We start from the raw sequence: 15868 nt of genomic DNA on the forward strand, positions 1-15868 counted from the left end.
TCTGCCTTATGCATTCTTCTGTTATTTGTCACTGCTATTGACGCTGCTATTCGGGTTCACGGGGCTGACGATTAGTCGGGTTAAAGAGGGGAAGGTGACTCAAAACCAGTAACAATTGATATTGTTAGAGATAATAAGAGTGTTGATTAATACTGATCCCAGTACGGATTGTCACCGAATTGCTCTGCAATAAAATCAATCAAGTAACGACAACGCTGCGACAAAAAACGATTCTTTGGATAAACAGCATAAGCGGTTAGGGTTGGCAGTTGATAGTGTTGGAATACAGGTACAAGCTCGCCAAGCGCCAGTTGTTTATAAGCAATAAAAGTCGGCACAAAGGTAATCCCATGCCCTTTGACTGCCAAATCCACTAAGAACTCACCATTGGTGGCTTTGATTTTGGCATCTATCGTACGATGATGACTTCTGCCTTCAGTATCCACCAAGTTTATACTATTGGTTTGACCGAGACTGTATTGCAACAGCGCATGGTTGTCTAAATCGTCTAGCGTCTCAGGCATGCCCATTCTTGCCAAATAATCAGGACTGGCGCAAATCACACAACGAATCAATGCCAACTTTTTTGCTTGATAGCTAGAATCTTGTAGCTCCCCGATTCGAATGGCCAACTCATAGCCTTCTTCAATCAAATCAATACGTCGGTCAGAAAAATCCAGATCGAATCTCAGATTGGGATGTTTATTGGCGTATTTATCAATCACATCGTTCAGATGCATGAGTCCAAAGGACAACGGCGCTGTCATCTTCAATGTGCCTTCGATACGCATAGGAGCGTCAGTAGCATGCTCATTGACAGCGTCAACCGCACGCAAAATATTGTTTACTTGCTGATAGTATTGCTCACCAGCTTGCGTCAATTTAGATTGGCGGGTAGTACGGCTGATTAATTGACTGCCTAAACGCTCTTCCAATTCTTTGAGTCGGCGACTGACGGCTGATTTTGCAATATTTAACTGCTCAGCCGCTTTGGTAATACTACCTGCCTCAACAATGCGTACAAACATCGCCATGTCTTCTAATTGACCCATTATCGATGCCTCATTATTGTTCTAATAAAAAGAATAGTTATTTGCATTTATGTCTGTTTATCTCTATATAGTCAACAATTATAATAGATACATTGTTCAATCACGTGAATTAATAACAAATATATAGATAATAAACGTATGGACAGTTAAGGATAAATAATGAAAACGATCTATCATGCAGCAGACTCACGCGGTAATGCCAATCATGGCTGGCTAAAAAGCCGTCATACCTTTAGTTTTGCCAATTACTATAATCCTGAGCGTATGGGCTTTGGTGTTTTACGTGTCATCAATGATGATTTTGTCATTGGTGGTCAAGGGTTTGGCAAGCACTCACACCGTGATATGGAAATTATCAGCATTCCTCTAGCTGGCAAACTTGCGCATGGCGATAGCATCGGTAATGAGGGCATGATTGAGACGGGTGAGATCCAAGTCATGTCAGCGGGCACAGGCATCACTCATAGTGAAATGAATGGCAGTCGTGAAGAAGCTGTGAGATTTTTACAGATCTGGGTCATGCCAAATAAAATGAGTGTTGCTCCTCGCTATCAGCAAGTGCACATGGGGACCATCATGACGCCCAATGAATTCAATCAGGTGCTATCACCAAATGCAGATGATGCAGGGGTTTGGATTCATCAAGATGCTTGGTTCAGTATGGGAGAGTTTGATGAAGGCGTGACGCAGACCTACCAACTAAACAATCCTAATAATGGTGTTTATATTTTTGTGATTGCAGGAACAGTCGTGATAGACGGTAACATTTTGTTTACTCGAGATGGCCTTGGGGTTTGGGATACTAAGCACTTCACTATGGAAGTGAAAGAGGCGGCAAAAGTATTGCTGATGGAAGTGCCGCTTTCTATGTAGATCACGGATGAGCACCGTAGCATCGTTCGTTCGCTCGACTAACCGCATACAGATCAAGAGGTGCCACATGACGATTAGAACTCTAGAGCCACGATCAACGGAGGTTGGTGGTGTTCCTATCGCACGGTTATTACCCAATAAAGGCAAACAACCGATTGGCGCATGGTGCTTTTTGGATCATGCAGGGCCAGCTGAGTTTGCTCAAGATGATTTAGGTGTCCAAGTTGGGCGCCATCCGCATACCAATCTACAGACGTTTAGCTGGATGATTGATGGTGAGATTTTACACAAAGACAGCTTAGGTAGCGAGCAAGTCATTGCCAAAAACCAAGTCAACCTCATGACAGCTGGTACAGGATTGAATCAAGGTATTAGCCATACAGAGCAAAGCGTTTTTTTGGACAGTGCTGACTCAGATGTTGCTCACTCAAGCGTCACTGCACGTAGTATCAATATGATACAGCTGTGGATTGCTTTACCCACTGACCAGCAGATTGAACGCAGTTTTTATCATTACCCAGAGCTGCCAGCATGGACTGAGGGCAACGTCGAGCTGATTCTGACCACGGGCAGTTACAAATCAGCATCTGGTGAGCACCATCAAGCGCCAACGTTGCAGTACTCAAAGATAGTTGGTATCGATGTACATTTTTTAGAAGATGGAGACGTCACGCTGAATTTGGAGGCGAGCTTTGAGTACGGTATTTTAGTGGTTGTCGGTACGCTAGAGTCTGAAGGTCAAGTATACAAGAAAGACCAGTTATTGCGCTTTGATCATGATGACATGATCGACAAGACCTCTATAAAGCTGGTAGCAAACAAGGGCACACGTTTGATGTTCATTGGTGGGGAGCCTCTAAGCAACCAAGTATTACTGTGGTGGAATTTTGTCGCTGACAACAAAGAGGAGCTCAAGCAATCGGTCATTGATTGGAACAATGGTCATGAGCGTTTTGGTGAAGTGGATTCTAATATGCAGCGTCTGGTGGCACCAGAACTACCCAAAGGCTTCAAAGGCTAATTATCAACACGAAAAATTTATTAATCTATTTTTCAAAGGTAATCATCATCGTTAAGTTTTTTTACAAAAAATACATGGGGTTTCAGGTAAATTGTTCCGATAATAGCCCACATAAACAAACTATTTCATAAAAACTTGTTGATCACAAGATCGACAAGGTCTATCAACCCAGAGCAAATCATTCCTACAACAATATGGAGAAGTACCATGTCAGAACTAAAAGACTTACAGCAATTAGCAGAAAAGCGCCGTTCTATCTATGCACTAAGCGACCAGTTGCCAGTATCTAACGATGAAGTCGTAAAAGTAGTTGAGCATGCTGTCTTGCATACACCATCATCATTTAACTCGCAATCAACGCGTGTCGTTGTGTTATTCGGCGATGATCATCACAAACTATGGGATATGACTGAAGATGTACTACGTGCAATCGTCGGTGATGAAGAAGCGTTTAAATCTACTAAAGACAAAATTGCTGGCTTTAGAGCGGGTGCTGGTACGGTATTGTTCTTTGAAGATAAAGCAGTGGTGAGAGGCATGCAAGAAGCGGCGCCTTTATATGCTGATAATTTCCCAATTTGGGCAACTCAGACCAACGCAATGCATCAATACGTCATCTGGACGGCGCTAGCAAGCATTGATGTCGGTGCGAACTTGCAGCACTATAACCCAGTAATCGACCAGAAAGTCGCGAGCAATTGGAACATCGATGCAGATTGGGAACTAAAAGCGCAAATGGTATTTGGTAAGATTGAGCAGCCAGCAGGCGACAAAGAATTCAAGCCACTTGATGAGCGTATGAAAGTATTTGGTGCGTAAGATAGAGTAGTCTATTCTATATAGCCCTAAAATTTTAATAGCCCCAAAAGCTTACGTAAAACAAAAAGCGCCACTCAGTAATCTCTGGGTGGCGCTTTTTTATTGGTAATATTTTCTTGTTGAGGTTATCAATAGCCTGCAGCTAATCTAAATTCCTGCAAAAATTACGCAGAGATTGACGACTATTTGCGTTGCATCAAACTATTAGCCACCCATGCTGGACCGATTAATAAAAACTGTAAATCCTTAAAGAAAGAAGGTTTTTTGCCTTCGATTTTATGACCAATGAACTGGCCAATCCACGCAACGATAAATACCGCTGCCCATGCCTTAAAGCCCCATGGCATCGCTGCTATCACTGACAGACAGATAAGAATAAACATCCCCATCGCTAAAAACAGTGGCGTAGATAAACGCATATAAAACAGTAATACTAATGCGCTAAGCACCAAGGTAAACCACACAGATAATGACATGCCCATACCTAACAGGCTGACAAAGATGGTTGGCACACATAGCCAATGGATTTTTTTATTGACCAAGTTTTGGTGACTGACAGAGTACTCACTAAGCCATTGCTCTAGCGTACGTTTAGACATTTTTGGTTGACGAGACATACTAACCTCCCTGTTAGTAAATAAGCTAAGTAACTCATACTAGATAATGGACTTGCTACCAAACTCAATGCGAAGATGATTGTTAGCATCAGTTGTAGCACTAATTGCGCCTGTCTACCACGTTATCTGATAGACGGCACAGTCAATTTCACTCGTACTATGGGTGCTATATCAGCAAGATTGTATTTAAAATCCCAAGGGTTCTTTTCTACAAGAAACACATTATCCTTGCTCGCTGCGATGCCATTCATAAAGGCCGATAAAGGCGTTTACTTGATACACCATAGTCTGAATAGCAAAGATATAGTTGCCAGACATGAGGTTCACGATGAGCCAGACAAAGTTGACGATAATCCACAACCACCAGTTAAATGAATAACGCAGAATCATAGCTGCCTGAGCGGTAATAGAAAGCACAAAGGCAATGACGTTAATCCAAAAGAAAGAGATAAATCCCAAAAACAGACTACTATCATCCTCTACGACTGCATAGCCATAGCTTGCTAATAAGTCATTTACCGTAGGGAACAGTGCAAGTCCAATAATAATGAATGCAGCAGTGATTAACCAAACAGCTTTGCTTGCTGATTTAGGTATCATGTCGCCATCAGGATCGGTATGCTTCGACCAATAAAAAATACCGTAAACATGGGTAAAAAAGTTAAATAGTGGAGCAAGCATCAAACCAACTGCGCCAGACGTTGCTTGCACAATAACTTCGCCAGCCGTTGCTCCCATACCAAAGCCATTGCCCATGACGTTTTTGCGGAATGATAACGAGACTACGCAAACCAAACCAATGAACGAGACCGCTAAATAAAACCAGTCAAGCGTGGTATGGTCTGTCGTGAGCCAAAAACCTGCGGACAAAGCAATAACACCGCAAATAAACCAAATGATAATCCATTGCATCGCCCATTTTCCGGTGATGTTGTCCAATAGCTGAATACGCATCGCTTTTCCCCTAAAGTAAATACTGATACCAATATAGTGCTAACTACCATATGCTAGTTAAATAACGTGTGCTAGTGAATAAATTATTATAAATATGCTCAGTACAGTTTATGATTTTTTGCCATAGATATATTGATCAATCAATAGTAGTGCTTGCTGATAGCGAGCATCATAGTCAGGCTGATCAATCATATGCGGTGTAATATCGTGACGCGCAAAAATATCTATCAAGCGCTGCTCAAAGCGTCCACGCGCTTCAGGCGTACCCAAAGATCGCATACCATCATCAACCCATGGCGTATTGTTATCTAACATAATGGTGTGGTCTAAACGAAACTCATCAATACAAGCAGCCACAAAGGGATGCGTACGACCCTCATACTCTTCACAAAATGCTTGCGTAGTGACAAAGTCAGTATCAACGATGGTGATAGGGGCAGTCGCACGGGCTTTGGCTTCTCGGATTGCCTCAGCATGATCAAGACAAATAGGGCCATAATCACTGTACTGTAATCCAACCTCGCTACCGCCCAAATCCGTACCGACATACAGACGACCCATTTCTAGGGCAAAGCTGGCACCATAATAATTGGCAAGCTTATGTACCAGCGTTGTCTTACCTGAGCTTTCACCGCCGACGATAGCGACAGTCTTGGTGTAGTCGGCGCGGGCTTGCGGATGAAGTTCTGACCAATGGGCAACTGGATCACGCGCAATCTCATAAGAGTCAAATTCGAGCTGTAGCGGCGTAGTAACGACTGGCAAAAGCAGCTGCTCTTGTATGTCATTGCGAGTGAGCGGATGGTTGTCCGCCATAAACAATACAGTCTCTGCTGATAGCGATAATGCATTCATTAAGCGTTGCAATTTAGCATTACTAGCAGCGACATCGATACTGACATCATCGCTAATGCTATACAGATGTTCGTGCAGCGGTAGCTCTATCTCATGAGTAGTATGAATATGAATAAATGGCAAGTCGGCACAGGCCATCTGTAGCCAACGCGCTTTATCTTGCAAGGTAATAGCAAAATCTGGATGCGGCGATGGATGCGCCATAATAACGATATGTAAGGTTTTGGCTTGTCCTGCTGCATCCAATATGCTGCGCATCTGCCCTAAATGTAGGGGCTCAAAATGTCCAATCATCAATCCAGTGTCGTACATAGTTATCCTTATTATTTTTTATTCTAATCTCAGTGTTCCATGTCTATTCCAAAAAATATGGCTGATGCTGTCTAAGTTAAATGATCCAAACTAGACATCTATCAGGATCCAAAGTAGACACCTATTAAGAATCGTAATACCAACCATGTTCTTTACTCTTAACATTCGTCGTAAAGGTATTTTTATCTAATAGTTGAGCAGTGTTCTAACTTTCATCATAGAACGTCTGAAATCTGAGTTACGTATCAGCATAGTATACTTATCAGCATGGTATAAAGGTTTTGGATGATTTGCAGGTGGGTTATTGTAAAAATACGGTATATCACACGTACACGGAATCGCACGTTTTTTAATTGAGGATTTTTTAACTGAGTAAAATTGGTTAGCTAAAAGATTATTCAGACTATTAGAAGTTTCACTCTATTTTAGTGTTATAAAGCGAGCTTATCTCTTTGATTAAATTAAAAATAACAAGATATGTAAAGCTAAATTGCAAGGTTATAGCAACAAAGATGGTTCTGAAACATTTTGAAATAACTATTTAAAATCAGGGGTTTGCATGGTGTTATGACAGGTTAGGGTAAGCTTGAGTAGCATAAACTCACAAAGTACTGCTATACCTTCAACAGATAAATCCTGAATTATTGATATACTGAGCCGTAAGTTAGCAAAGCAAGATAATGTTTTAGCTAAACACTTAAGATAACTAGAAATATAGAATAAAAAAATAGACAAGAATAGAAAATAGAGAGGTATTTGATTTGACTAAGTTAGCAAAATTACATCGCTCACCAAACAATCGCATGATAGCAGGTGTGATGGGTGGCATTGCAGAATATGCTGGTTGGTCGCCAACATGGGTGAGAGTATTATTTGTCATTATCTCATCGTTAAGCGCAGCAGTACCAGGCATTTTGATTTATATCATCCTATGGATAATTATGCCAAAAGCCAACAATCAGTCTTATCAATAATAGAATTCTGATAATTATTTTTAAAATTAGCTTTTTTAAAATTAGGTTTTCTGAACCAGTTAAAGAGTTAAGTTTAAGTTAGACGTAGTTGCTAAAAACAGTAGACCTCCAAAAAATAAAAAGCCTGATCAATCAGGATGCCCAAGATATAATTTTCCTCCTGCCCGAATGCTAGCGCATTTGGGTATTTTTTTATTTATTGTATTAGTGCGACTTCCATAATGATTTGCCTAAAAATACGCTATACAACTGAGGTTTTGTGCCCACTATGCAAATTTAGTTGATGTAAATATGGATAAAATAGTCAATTTTTAGTAAGGTGAGCAGGCAGATAGAGTCGTTGCCGAATAGGTCGCGCGAGCGCTATCAGAGATTTATTTAATAATACTCATTTCACAGTGGCTTTACTATGAAAACCGAAACTATGACATCCCAAGCGATAACCCCGATGACACAAGATAAAGACTCTCAACCGATGACTTTTCAAGATTTAATCTTAACTTTGCAAAATTATTGGGCCGATAAAGGCTGCGTTGTATTGCAGCCTTACGACATGGAAGTCGGTGCAGGTACTTTTCATACCGCGACGTTTTTGCGCTCGTTAGGTCCTGAGCGCTGGAATGCGGCTTATGTACAGCCATCACGTCGTCCTACTGACGGGCGCTATGGTGATAACCCGAACCGCCTGCAGCATTATTATCAGTTCCAAGTCGTGCTAAAGCCGAATCCACCGAACATCCAAGAGCTGTATTTGGACTCACTACGAGCCATTGGTATTGATCCATTAGTGCATGATGTGCGTTTTGTAGAGGACAACTGGGAATCGCCAACGCTTGGTGCGTGGGGACTTGGTTGGGAGATTTGGCTAAACGGTATGGAAGTCACGCAGTTCACGTACTTCCAGCAAGTCGGTGGTATCGAGTGCTTCCCAGTCACTGGCGAAATTACTTACGGACTTGAGCGCTTGGCCATGTATGTACAGGGCGTCGATAGCGTTTATGATTTGGTCTGGGCAGACGGTGAATTTGGCCGTGTCACGTATGGCGATGTCTTTCATCAAAACGAAGTCGAGCAGTCCACCTACAACTTTGAGCACGCTGATGTGCCGATGATGGGCGAGATGTTTGATTTTTATGAGCAACAAGCAGATAAGTTGGTCGATGCAGGATTGCCACTACCAGCCTATGAGATGGTATTAAAAGCATCTCATGCGTTTAACTTGCTTGATGCACGCGGCGCTATTTCAGTGACTGAGCGTCAGCGTTTTATCTTGCGTGTGCGTACGCTTGCTCGTAAAGTTGCCTTTGGTTATGTCGAAGCTCGTGCCAAATTGGGCTTTCCGTTGGCTGATGAAGAGCATCGCCAAGCCGCGCTTGATAAGTATTTGCCAAAAGAAGACCTGTCAAAAGACAGCTTAGCAGCAGACAACTCAGCAAAAGAAACTACTGACACTAATCAATTTACTAACGATAAATAGGAGCATCCCATGAGTACTATTCTATTTGAACTGGGGTGTGAAGAGCTACCTCCAAAAAGCCTAAAACCATTACGTGATGCGCTACAAGCCAGTGTCACTGAGCAATTAACTGCAGCAGATATTACCTTTGATAGCATTAAAGCCTTTGCTGCTCCGCGCCGCTTGGCAATGCAGATTCAAGGTATTAGCGACAAGCAGCCTGATCGTAATGAGCAAAAACGCGGACCAGCGATTAAAGCGGCGTTTGATGCAGAGGGCAATCCAACGCGTGCGGCAATGGGTTTTGCGAAAGGCTTGGGTATTGAAGCCAGCGAGCTTACGACGATTAATACCGATAAAGGTGATTATGTAGGTTTTGAGCAGACTATCCGTGGTCAAGCGACTACTGAGTTACTGCCTGCTATTTTTCAGACCGCGCTAGATAATTTACCGATTGCTAAGCGTATGCGCTCAGGCGCTAGCCGCAACGAGTTTGTGCGTCCAGTACAGTGGGCAGTACTGATGCAGGACGATACTGTCATCGATGCCACTATCCAAGGTCATCAGACTAGTACACAAACGCGTGGTCATCGCTTCCACAGCCCTGACTACCACAATATTGCTCATGCTAATGATTATGAAGAGTTACTAAGTGGTCTAAAAGTGGTGGCAGATTTTGATAAGCGTCAAATGCTGATCAAAAACCAAGTCAAAGCATTGGCAGATGAAGTCAATTCTGATGCCATCGTACCGCAAGATTTATTAGACGAAGTCACCGCATTGGTCGATTTCCCAATTGCGCTACGAGCAAGCTTTGAAGCGCGCTTTTTACAAGTACCGCAAGAAGCGCTTATCTCGACTATGCAAGCGGATCAAAAGTATTTCTGCTTAACCGATAAAACTGGCAAATTGCAGCCGTATTTCATTTTTATTACCAATATTGAATCAAAAGATCCTAACCAGATTATCGAAGGTAATGAAAAAGTTGTGCGTCCACGTTTGGCTGATGCAGAGTTTTTTTTCTTACAAGATCAAAAGCAGCCATTGTTTGCACTCACAGAAAGCCTAAAAAATCGTGTATTCCAAGATAAATTGGGTACGATTTGGGAGAAATCTGAGCGTATTGCCAAGCTGGCAGCATTCATCGCCACGTTGATGCAGCAGCAAGGTCACGATATCAATGTTGATGAAACCGTACGTGCAGGCATTTTGTCTAAAGCAGATTTAGCCAGCTCGCTCGTCGGCGAATATCCTGAATTACAAGGTATCGCAGGCACTTATTATGCGCGCCTAAACGATGAGCCTGAAGCGGTCGCAGCCAGTTTAGAAGAGCAGTATCTGCCGAAATTCAGTGGCGATGTATTACCACAGACACCGATTGGCATTTGCTTAGCCTTAGCGGATCGTTTGGATACATTGGTTGGTATTTTTGCGATTGATCAAGCACCGACGGGTTCAAAGGATCCGTTTAGCTTACGTCGTTCTGCTATTGGCATCTTGCGTATTTTAATCGAAAAGCAGTTATCGATTAATTTGGTAGCACTTGTCGAAGAAGCTATTAAAAACTATGGCAGACAGAATGCAACAAAGCTTATCAATGAAGAAAAGACTATGGATTTGAGTATTAGCGATACTTTTACCCAAGTCATGGCATTCCTAAACTCGCGCTACCGTGCGATGTATACAGAGCAGGGCGTTAGCGTCGATACGATTCAAGCAGTGCAAGCGATTAACCCGCATATGCCGCTTGATTTTGATCAGCGTATCCGTGCAGTGCAAGCATTTAGCGAGCTGTCACAAGCGTCGATGTTGGCTGATTCAAACAAACGCGTTGCTAATATATTGGCTAAGTCAGAAGTGAGCGTGGCTGATACAGTCGATGAAGCACTACTGTCTGAATCTGCTGAGCAAAATTTATATGCAAATGTGCAGCAAGCACAGACAGTGGTACAACCATTGCTGGAGCAAGCGGACTATACGCAAGTATTGCAAACGCTGGCTAGCTTAGATGAGCCGTTGACCCAGTTCTTCGATCAAGTAATGGTCAACAGTGAAGATGCTGCGCTTAAAAACAATCGCTTGGCATTACTAAAGCAGGTTCGCGCCTTGTTCTTGACGGTAGCTGATATTAGCGAGCTACAGCTGTAACTCTGCTAAAAGCTAATTGTTATTTTAGCCTGATAGTTACTTTAACTTGACGGTTATTTTTGATAAAAAACCTGGCTCATCATGGCCAGGTTTTTTGTTATGCAGTTGACTGGTTTACTAATACATTTATCCGTTAGATATAACCAGTCAATTAGTGCAATCAGCAATTAAACGGTAAAAGCATTGTATTATCGCTATTATTGACGGTAAAATTTATGCTATCAAAACGTATTAAATAATTTTATTTAGTAGATTTCATTATTTCTCACGTTTATCCGTAATCGAAGGAGCACTGCCGTGTTTGCTGTTATTATCGTCATCCTTATTATTTGGGCTTCAATGTGGGCTTTTTATAAGTTTATGTACCCGCGTGCACCTAAAAGCATGATGCCAAAAGAAGGGGATGTGACCACTCCGCGTCAGTGTAATTTCTGTGGCAACAGCTTGGCTGAATATCGCGGTGTACTTGAAACCAAACCAAGTACAGCTACCGATGGCAATGTTGAAGCGAACCAAGAGTTATTCTTTTGCAATTATGAACATCAGGCAGACTTTCATGCAGGCAAGACCTACACGCCTTATGCATAAATAAATAGATAAATAATTGACCATAAAAAAGCGCCTAACTTTATTAACTAGGCGCTTATGTGTTTAATACAGTACGATGTATCTATAGAATAGAATGAGCATCTTTCATAATTTTATTGAGCAATGCTTCAGACTGTTTATCTTTCTGCAAACGATCTTCATCACTTCTTTGATTGGCATGGATTTTTTCATATAGGTTCAAGCAGCACAGTACCAGTATGCTTTCTTGGCTGAGGCTTGGCGCATCTCTTTTTAGATCGAGCGCGTAGTTGTTGATATACGAAACCGCTGACAGTAGCTCTTCTTGCTCATGTACTGGACAAAAGATTGGATAAGTAACCCCAGCAATCGCGATATCAACTTTTTTGATTTGTGGTTCTGGCGCTTTAGGTGTTTTGGTATTAGATTGTGCCATGGCGCTTGATATATTTGATGCTGCTGGTGTCGTTTTTTGCGCTGGTACTGTCGCACTTGTTACTGGTGCACTTGGCGCTTGAGTATTTTTTGGTTGTTTTTCTATCGATTTGCTTTGGTCATCGGTCATGATAAATCCTACAATGTCTGGTCAGTGAAATGAGTGATATCAGATTTTACAAATAGCATTTGGCAGTTGAATAAACAGTACGTCTTTGCTATCTGCTACAAGAAAACGTTAGCCTTCTGCTTGATCGATACGGGTTAGGCGCTGTAATACGACTTGCGTACGCTCGGCTGCCAATTGGTTCTTCTTTTGCAGTTCACTGTTTTGTTGTTTGATATCGCTATACTGCTGCTTTAGCTCATTATTGTGTTGTTGCAGCTCGCTGTTTTGTTGTTGTAATTGGCTGATCTGTTTTTGCAGTTTGTCTTGTTCTTCACCGATCATATGGTGCGCTTCTGCAAGACTTTGATAGCGCTTGTCGAGATCGTTCAGTTGTTTTTTGGCACCGTCACGTTCGTTATGACTGTTATCCAGTTTAGTTTTTAGAGCGGCAAATTCTTTTGAATCAGTAACAGGGTGTTGTTTTAAGCTGCTAAGTTCAGCACTGACAAGCTGATACTGTTTTTTGATGTCGAGTACCATTTTTTCTAATATTCTAAGTTGATCATACATAGTCAGTTTTTATCCTTAACAAGTAAGCGTGAATGAATTTTGTTCGCTGCATTTAATAATGCCATAGGTGACCGCATAATATCTATATCAACAAAGTAATTACAAGCATCAGGCTTTGTCTTTTCACTTTTATTTATCGATGATTTGTCTATGACATTTTATCGCGACTATTTTTGTTTTATGAGCAGTAATCAATTACTAGGACATCTATTATGAATGATAATATCTCTGGCTGGAATACTTGGCTGACTGCGTTTGATGATTGGACTGACGTGTCTATCAGCGAAGTGCATGGCATGATGACAGGGCTTATGACGGCTTGTAATGCACCCGACGAAGCAACTTGGGCTAAGGTGTTTGAGGAGCTCAGCTTTGCCCCGTTACCAGAGCCTGCATTGACATTACTGACAGAAGAAGCGGAAGACATCGTGTTTCAGCTAAAAGACAAAGATGATGCCTACGCGTATATGCCGCTCATCCCAGATGATGAACATGATTTATACGAGCGCGTGATGGCGTTGAAACAGTGGGCAAACGGTTTTATGACCGGTTTCGGCATTACTGATTGTGGTTTGACCAGTGAAGAAAACGAGATGCTATCTGATTTGGCTAAGATTGGCGCAATTCGTCTCGAAGATGATGAGGATTTTGAAGGTGGGGAAGAATCTTATCTTTATATCTATGAATTTGCTCGTATGGTACCCGTAAGCTTTGCCACGCGTAAACGCAAGGCAGTCAAAGATATCGCGCTCATCGCGGGTTTGTCTATCGATGCCAAAACAACCAAAGAGCTACAGGCAGAAGGTAAGCTACCAAAACCGATGCCGCCAGTGGTTGATGTGATGAATCATAACAATCCATCGTAAGGCAGCTCTGACACATCATAGTTCTGAAAATTGTAGTAAGGATATTTTATGATCCCAAATAACAGTAGTAATAGCGACAATGTCAGTAATAGCGATAATGTTGATAGTAGCAGCGATGTCCAGCTGAAAAGTATCGAGCATCCTACTCAAAGTCTCGATTGGCTAACGCGTTTGATTGCTTTTGATACCGTCAGTCGTCACTCAAATTTAGCACTCATTGAAGACGTGCAAGCGTATTGTGAGCAGTTGGGTTTGACGGTAGATTTGACCTTTAATGAAGCTAAAACCAAAGCCAATTTGTTTGTGACTGTACCAGCTGGTGAAAACGCTGATATTATCAATAACGGTCTGGTCTTATCAGGTCATACCGACGTTGTGCCAGTTGATGGACAAGTGTGGTCTTCAGAGCCGTTTACCGCGACGATACGCGGTGATAAGCTATATGGTCGCGGTGCGTGTGATATGAAGGGTTTTATCGCTTGTGCGCTTACGGTATTGCCGCAAGCCGTGCAGTTATCGACCAGTGGTCAGCTACGTCGTCCGTTGCATTTGGCATTGTCGTTCGATGAAGAGGTTGGCTGCTTGGGTGCGCCATTGATTTTGGCAGACCTAAAAGCACGCGGCATCACGCCTGATTACTGTATCGTTGGTGAGCCCACTAACATGGCTATGGTAGTTGCACATAAAGGCATCGCGGTTTATCGTTGCCGTGTACATGGCAAGTCGGCGCATTCGTCATTGATTGCACAAGGTGTCAATGCGATTAGCTACGCTAGCAGATTGGTTGGCTATGTAGATACGCTTGCTGAAGAGTTGAGCGCTCGTGATGATAACGATGCGTTGTTTACGGTGCCATATTCGACGTTGTCAGTAGGTACCATACATGGTGGTACAGCGACCAATATCGTGCCCAACCTATGCGAGTTTACTTTTGACTATCGTAACCTGCCGCATATGACGCAAGACGATATACTAGCGCCCATTCAGGCAAAAGTCGCTGAGCTAAATGCCCAAATGCAAGCACGCGCGCCAGAGACTGGCATTGAGATGATGCAAGAAGAAAGCGTCCCCGCCATGACTGATAATGATAGTGCTGAGTTGCAATCGTTAATCGCTGCGCTGACAGGAGATGATGAGCGTCATAAAGTGGCTTACGCGACTGAAGGCGGTCAGTTTACCAATGCAGGTATTCCAACGATTATCTGTGGCCCTGGTAGTATTGAACAGGCGCATAAAGCGGATGAATATGTGGAGCTTAGCGAAATTGAACGCTGTGATGCATTCTTAAAGAAGTTGTTAGATAGTTGTACGACTCAGCCGTCTATGCAATCATAATTATTCAGTAGAAGGCGTGACGTTCCTTTAATAATTTCTGCGAGACTTTTTGATATATAGGTATAAATGACACCGTCTTAAAGGCGGTGTTTATTTTTTAGTCGCATATTTAAGTCGTATAGCCTTTCGTATTAGAACCATTTACACATGACAAAGTAGGGGTGGGTTGATGTCTTGGCATCTGTTTGCAGTGTTTTTCGCAAGTACGTTTTTTATCTCAGCGACCCCTGGTCCTAATATGCTGCTGGCATTTCAGTATGGCATGAACTATGGCGTCAAAAGAACCTTATGGACGCTGGCAGGTCTGAGCCTCGGCTTGTTTGTATTACTGCTATCGACACTGCTTGGATTAGACGTAATCAGTCGCCAGTCACCGTGGCTACTGACAATCATTAAAGCCGTGGGTGCAGTATACTTAATCTATTTGGGTATCAGCTCTTGGCGCGATGCTGGTGACAGTAGCTTGATGAGTGATGCTAAAGAGTTGAGTGCAGAGGTAGCAGCAGACTATGCTGCCACTGACGGCGTACCCAGTACACCGCAGCCGCGTTCGCTCTCTAGTGCTGCTACTAAAATAGCGCCGAGCAACATGACCTTGTTTCGTACTGGTGTTTGGGTATCGTTATCTAATCCGAAAGCTATCTTGTTCTTTGCGGCATTTTTTCCTAAATTTATCAATTTTAGCGTGCCACTATGGCCACAATATGTCCTACTGACCATCGGCTTGTTTTTGAGTGAAACGATTTGGCAAATCGTATATACGCTAGGTGGCAAGAAGCTAGCAAGCTGGCTTGATGTTGGTAATCGCTTAGCCTGGCTCAATCGTGGTTGTGGGGTGATATTTATAATTATCGCTGCTGCTTTATTGGCTGAAGTGATAAACAGTTTTATAGCTTAAAAACTAC

16 protein-coding genes are annotated in these 15868 nt (G+C 42.5%); 10 read left to right on the forward strand and 6 right to left on the reverse strand.

From position 1 onward, the window contains the following. Positions 1–146: 146 nt before the first annotated feature. Positions 147–1052: a LysR family transcriptional regulator gene (locus tag I3249_RS10110; RefSeq protein ID WP_101205745.1), complete on the reverse strand. Its 906-nt coding sequence runs from the start codon at positions 1050–1052 to the stop codon at positions 147–149. Between the two features lie 159 nt (positions 1053–1211). Between I3249_RS10110 and I3249_RS10115 the strand changes: the two genes are divergently transcribed. The 3 genes from I3249_RS10115 to I3249_RS10125 all read left to right on the forward strand — a co-directional run bounded on the left by I3249_RS10115 (position 1212) and on the right by I3249_RS10125 (position 3765). Further along, positions 1212–1925, forward strand: a complete 714-nt coding sequence (locus I3249_RS10115; RefSeq protein ID WP_238069864.1) for a pirin family protein — start codon at positions 1212–1214, stop codon at positions 1923–1925. Between the two features lie 67 nt (positions 1926–1992). Then, on the forward strand, positions 1993–2946 hold the full coding sequence (locus tag I3249_RS10120; RefSeq protein WP_238069865.1) for a pirin family protein: 954 nt from the start codon (positions 1993–1995) through the stop codon (positions 2944–2946). Between the two features lie 207 nt (positions 2947–3153). Beyond that, entirely contained in the window at positions 3154–3765 is a 612-nt protein-coding gene (locus tag I3249_RS10125; RefSeq protein ID WP_238069866.1) for a nitroreductase family protein, read from the forward strand. A gap of 182 nt (positions 3766–3947) precedes the next feature. On the opposite strand, the gene I3249_RS10130 is transcribed toward I3249_RS10125, so the two are convergent. From I3249_RS10130 to nadR, 3 genes are all read right to left on the reverse strand, one after another. Next, a complete protein-coding gene (locus I3249_RS10130; protein WP_160022377.1) occupies positions 3948–4382 on the reverse strand; it encodes an Mpo1-like protein in 435 nt (144 codons plus the stop codon). A gap of 222 nt (positions 4383–4604) precedes the next feature. Then, on the reverse strand, positions 4605–5336 hold the full coding sequence (gene pnuC, locus I3249_RS10135; protein ID WP_238069867.1) for a nicotinamide riboside transporter PnuC: 732 nt from the start codon (positions 5334–5336) through the stop codon (positions 4605–4607). Between the two features lie 108 nt (positions 5337–5444). Further along, the gene (gene nadR / locus I3249_RS10140; RefSeq protein WP_238069868.1) at positions 5445–6503 is read right to left on the reverse strand and encodes a multifunctional transcriptional regulator/nicotinamide-nucleotide adenylyltransferase/ribosylnicotinamide kinase NadR; all 1059 of its coding nucleotides are present in this window, start codon (positions 6501–6503) and stop codon (positions 5445–5447) included. 761 nt (positions 6504–7264) lie between these two features. Here nadR and I3249_RS10145 point away from each other — a divergent pair. The 4 genes from I3249_RS10145 (at position 7265) to I3249_RS10160 (ending at position 11669) form a co-directional block, all read left to right on the forward strand. Then, positions 7265–7477, forward strand: coding sequence for a PspC domain-containing protein (locus tag I3249_RS10145; RefSeq protein ID WP_101205751.1), 213 nt, complete (start codon positions 7265–7267; stop codon positions 7475–7477). A 475-nt stretch (positions 7478–7952) separates the two neighbouring features. Further along, positions 7953–8954, forward strand: a complete 1002-nt coding sequence (gene glyQ, locus I3249_RS10150) for a glycine--tRNA ligase subunit alpha (RefSeq protein ID WP_238069896.1) — start codon at positions 7953–7955, stop codon at positions 8952–8954. Between the two features lie 9 nt (positions 8955–8963). Further along, positions 8964–11081, forward strand: a complete 2118-nt coding sequence (gene glyS / locus I3249_RS10155; protein ID WP_238069869.1) for a glycine--tRNA ligase subunit beta — start codon at positions 8964–8966, stop codon at positions 11079–11081. 297 nt (positions 11082–11378) lie between these two features. Beyond that, the gene (locus I3249_RS10160) at positions 11379–11669 is read left to right on the forward strand and encodes a hypothetical protein (protein WP_224737782.1); all 291 of its coding nucleotides are present in this window, start codon (positions 11379–11381) and stop codon (positions 11667–11669) included. 82 nt (positions 11670–11751) lie between these two features. Here the strand turns inward: I3249_RS10160 and I3249_RS10165 are convergent, their stop codons facing one another. Further along, a complete protein-coding gene (locus I3249_RS10165; RefSeq protein ID WP_201579181.1) occupies positions 11752–12213 on the reverse strand; it encodes a cell division protein ZapA in 462 nt (153 codons plus the stop codon). Between the two features lie 108 nt (positions 12214–12321). Next, positions 12322–12762, reverse strand: coding sequence for a hypothetical protein (locus I3249_RS10170; RefSeq protein WP_057761479.1), 441 nt, complete (start codon positions 12760–12762; stop codon positions 12322–12324). A 212-nt stretch (positions 12763–12974) separates the two neighbouring features. On the opposite strand from I3249_RS10170, the gene I3249_RS10175 reads away from it, so the two are divergent. The 3 genes from I3249_RS10175 (at position 12975) to I3249_RS10185 (ending at position 15861) form a co-directional block, all read left to right on the forward strand. After that, positions 12975–13628 (forward strand): UPF0149 family protein, encoded by a 654-nt coding sequence (locus I3249_RS10175; RefSeq protein WP_057761477.1) that lies wholly within the window; start codon positions 12975–12977, stop codon positions 13626–13628. Between the two features lie 48 nt (positions 13629–13676). Then, positions 13677–14963, forward strand: a complete 1287-nt coding sequence (gene argE, locus I3249_RS10180) for an acetylornithine deacetylase (RefSeq protein WP_238069870.1) — start codon at positions 13677–13679, stop codon at positions 14961–14963. A gap of 169 nt (positions 14964–15132) precedes the next feature. Next, on the forward strand, positions 15133–15861 hold the full coding sequence (locus I3249_RS10185; protein ID WP_238069871.1) for a LysE family translocator: 729 nt from the start codon (positions 15133–15135) through the stop codon (positions 15859–15861). Positions 15862–15868 lie beyond the last annotated feature (7 nt).

It is taken from the genome of Psychrobacter sp. Ps1, from assembly GCF_022129425.1.
Taxonomy (GTDB): Bacteria; Pseudomonadota; Gammaproteobacteria; order Pseudomonadales; family Moraxellaceae; genus Psychrobacter.

Excerpts from the sequence above, each read along its gene's own strand:
- I3249_RS10110 (WP_101205745.1), bottom strand. The coding sequence starts at position 1,052 with ATGGGTCAATTAGAAGACATGGCGATGTTTGTACGCATTGTTGAGGCA.
- I3249_RS10115 (WP_238069864.1), top strand. The coding sequence starts at position 1,212 with ATGAAAACGATCTATCATGCAGCAGACTCACGCGGTAATGCCAATCAT.
- I3249_RS10120 (WP_238069865.1), top strand. The coding sequence starts at position 1,993 with ATGACGATTAGAACTCTAGAGCCACGATCAACGGAGGTTGGTGGTGTT.
- I3249_RS10125 (WP_238069866.1), top strand. The coding sequence starts at position 3,154 with ATGTCAGAACTAAAAGACTTACAGCAATTAGCAGAAAAGCGCCGTTCT.
- I3249_RS10130 (WP_160022377.1), bottom strand. The coding sequence starts at position 4,382 with ATGTCTCGTCAACCAAAAATGTCTAAACGTACGCTAGAGCAATGGCTT.
- pnuC (WP_238069867.1), bottom strand. The coding sequence starts at position 5,336 with ATGCGTATTCAGCTATTGGACAACATCACCGGAAAATGGGCGATGCAA.
- nadR (WP_238069868.1), bottom strand. The coding sequence starts at position 6,503 with ATGTACGACACTGGATTGATGATTGGACATTTTGAGCCCCTACATTTA.
- glyQ (WP_238069896.1), top strand. The coding sequence starts at position 7,953 with ATGACTTTTCAAGATTTAATCTTAACTTTGCAAAATTATTGGGCCGAT.
- glyS (WP_238069869.1), top strand. The coding sequence starts at position 8,964 with ATGAGTACTATTCTATTTGAACTGGGGTGTGAAGAGCTACCTCCAAAA.
- I3249_RS10165 (WP_201579181.1), bottom strand. The coding sequence starts at position 12,213 with ATGACCGATGACCAAAGCAAATCGATAGAAAAACAACCAAAAAATACT.
- I3249_RS10170 (WP_057761479.1), bottom strand. The coding sequence starts at position 12,762 with ATGTATGATCAACTTAGAATATTAGAAAAAATGGTACTCGACATCAAA.
- I3249_RS10175 (WP_057761477.1), top strand. The coding sequence starts at position 12,975 with ATGAATGATAATATCTCTGGCTGGAATACTTGGCTGACTGCGTTTGAT.
- argE (WP_238069870.1), top strand. The coding sequence starts at position 13,677 with ATGATCCCAAATAACAGTAGTAATAGCGACAATGTCAGTAATAGCGAT.
- I3249_RS10185 (WP_238069871.1), top strand. The coding sequence starts at position 15,133 with ATGTCTTGGCATCTGTTTGCAGTGTTTTTCGCAAGTACGTTTTTTATC.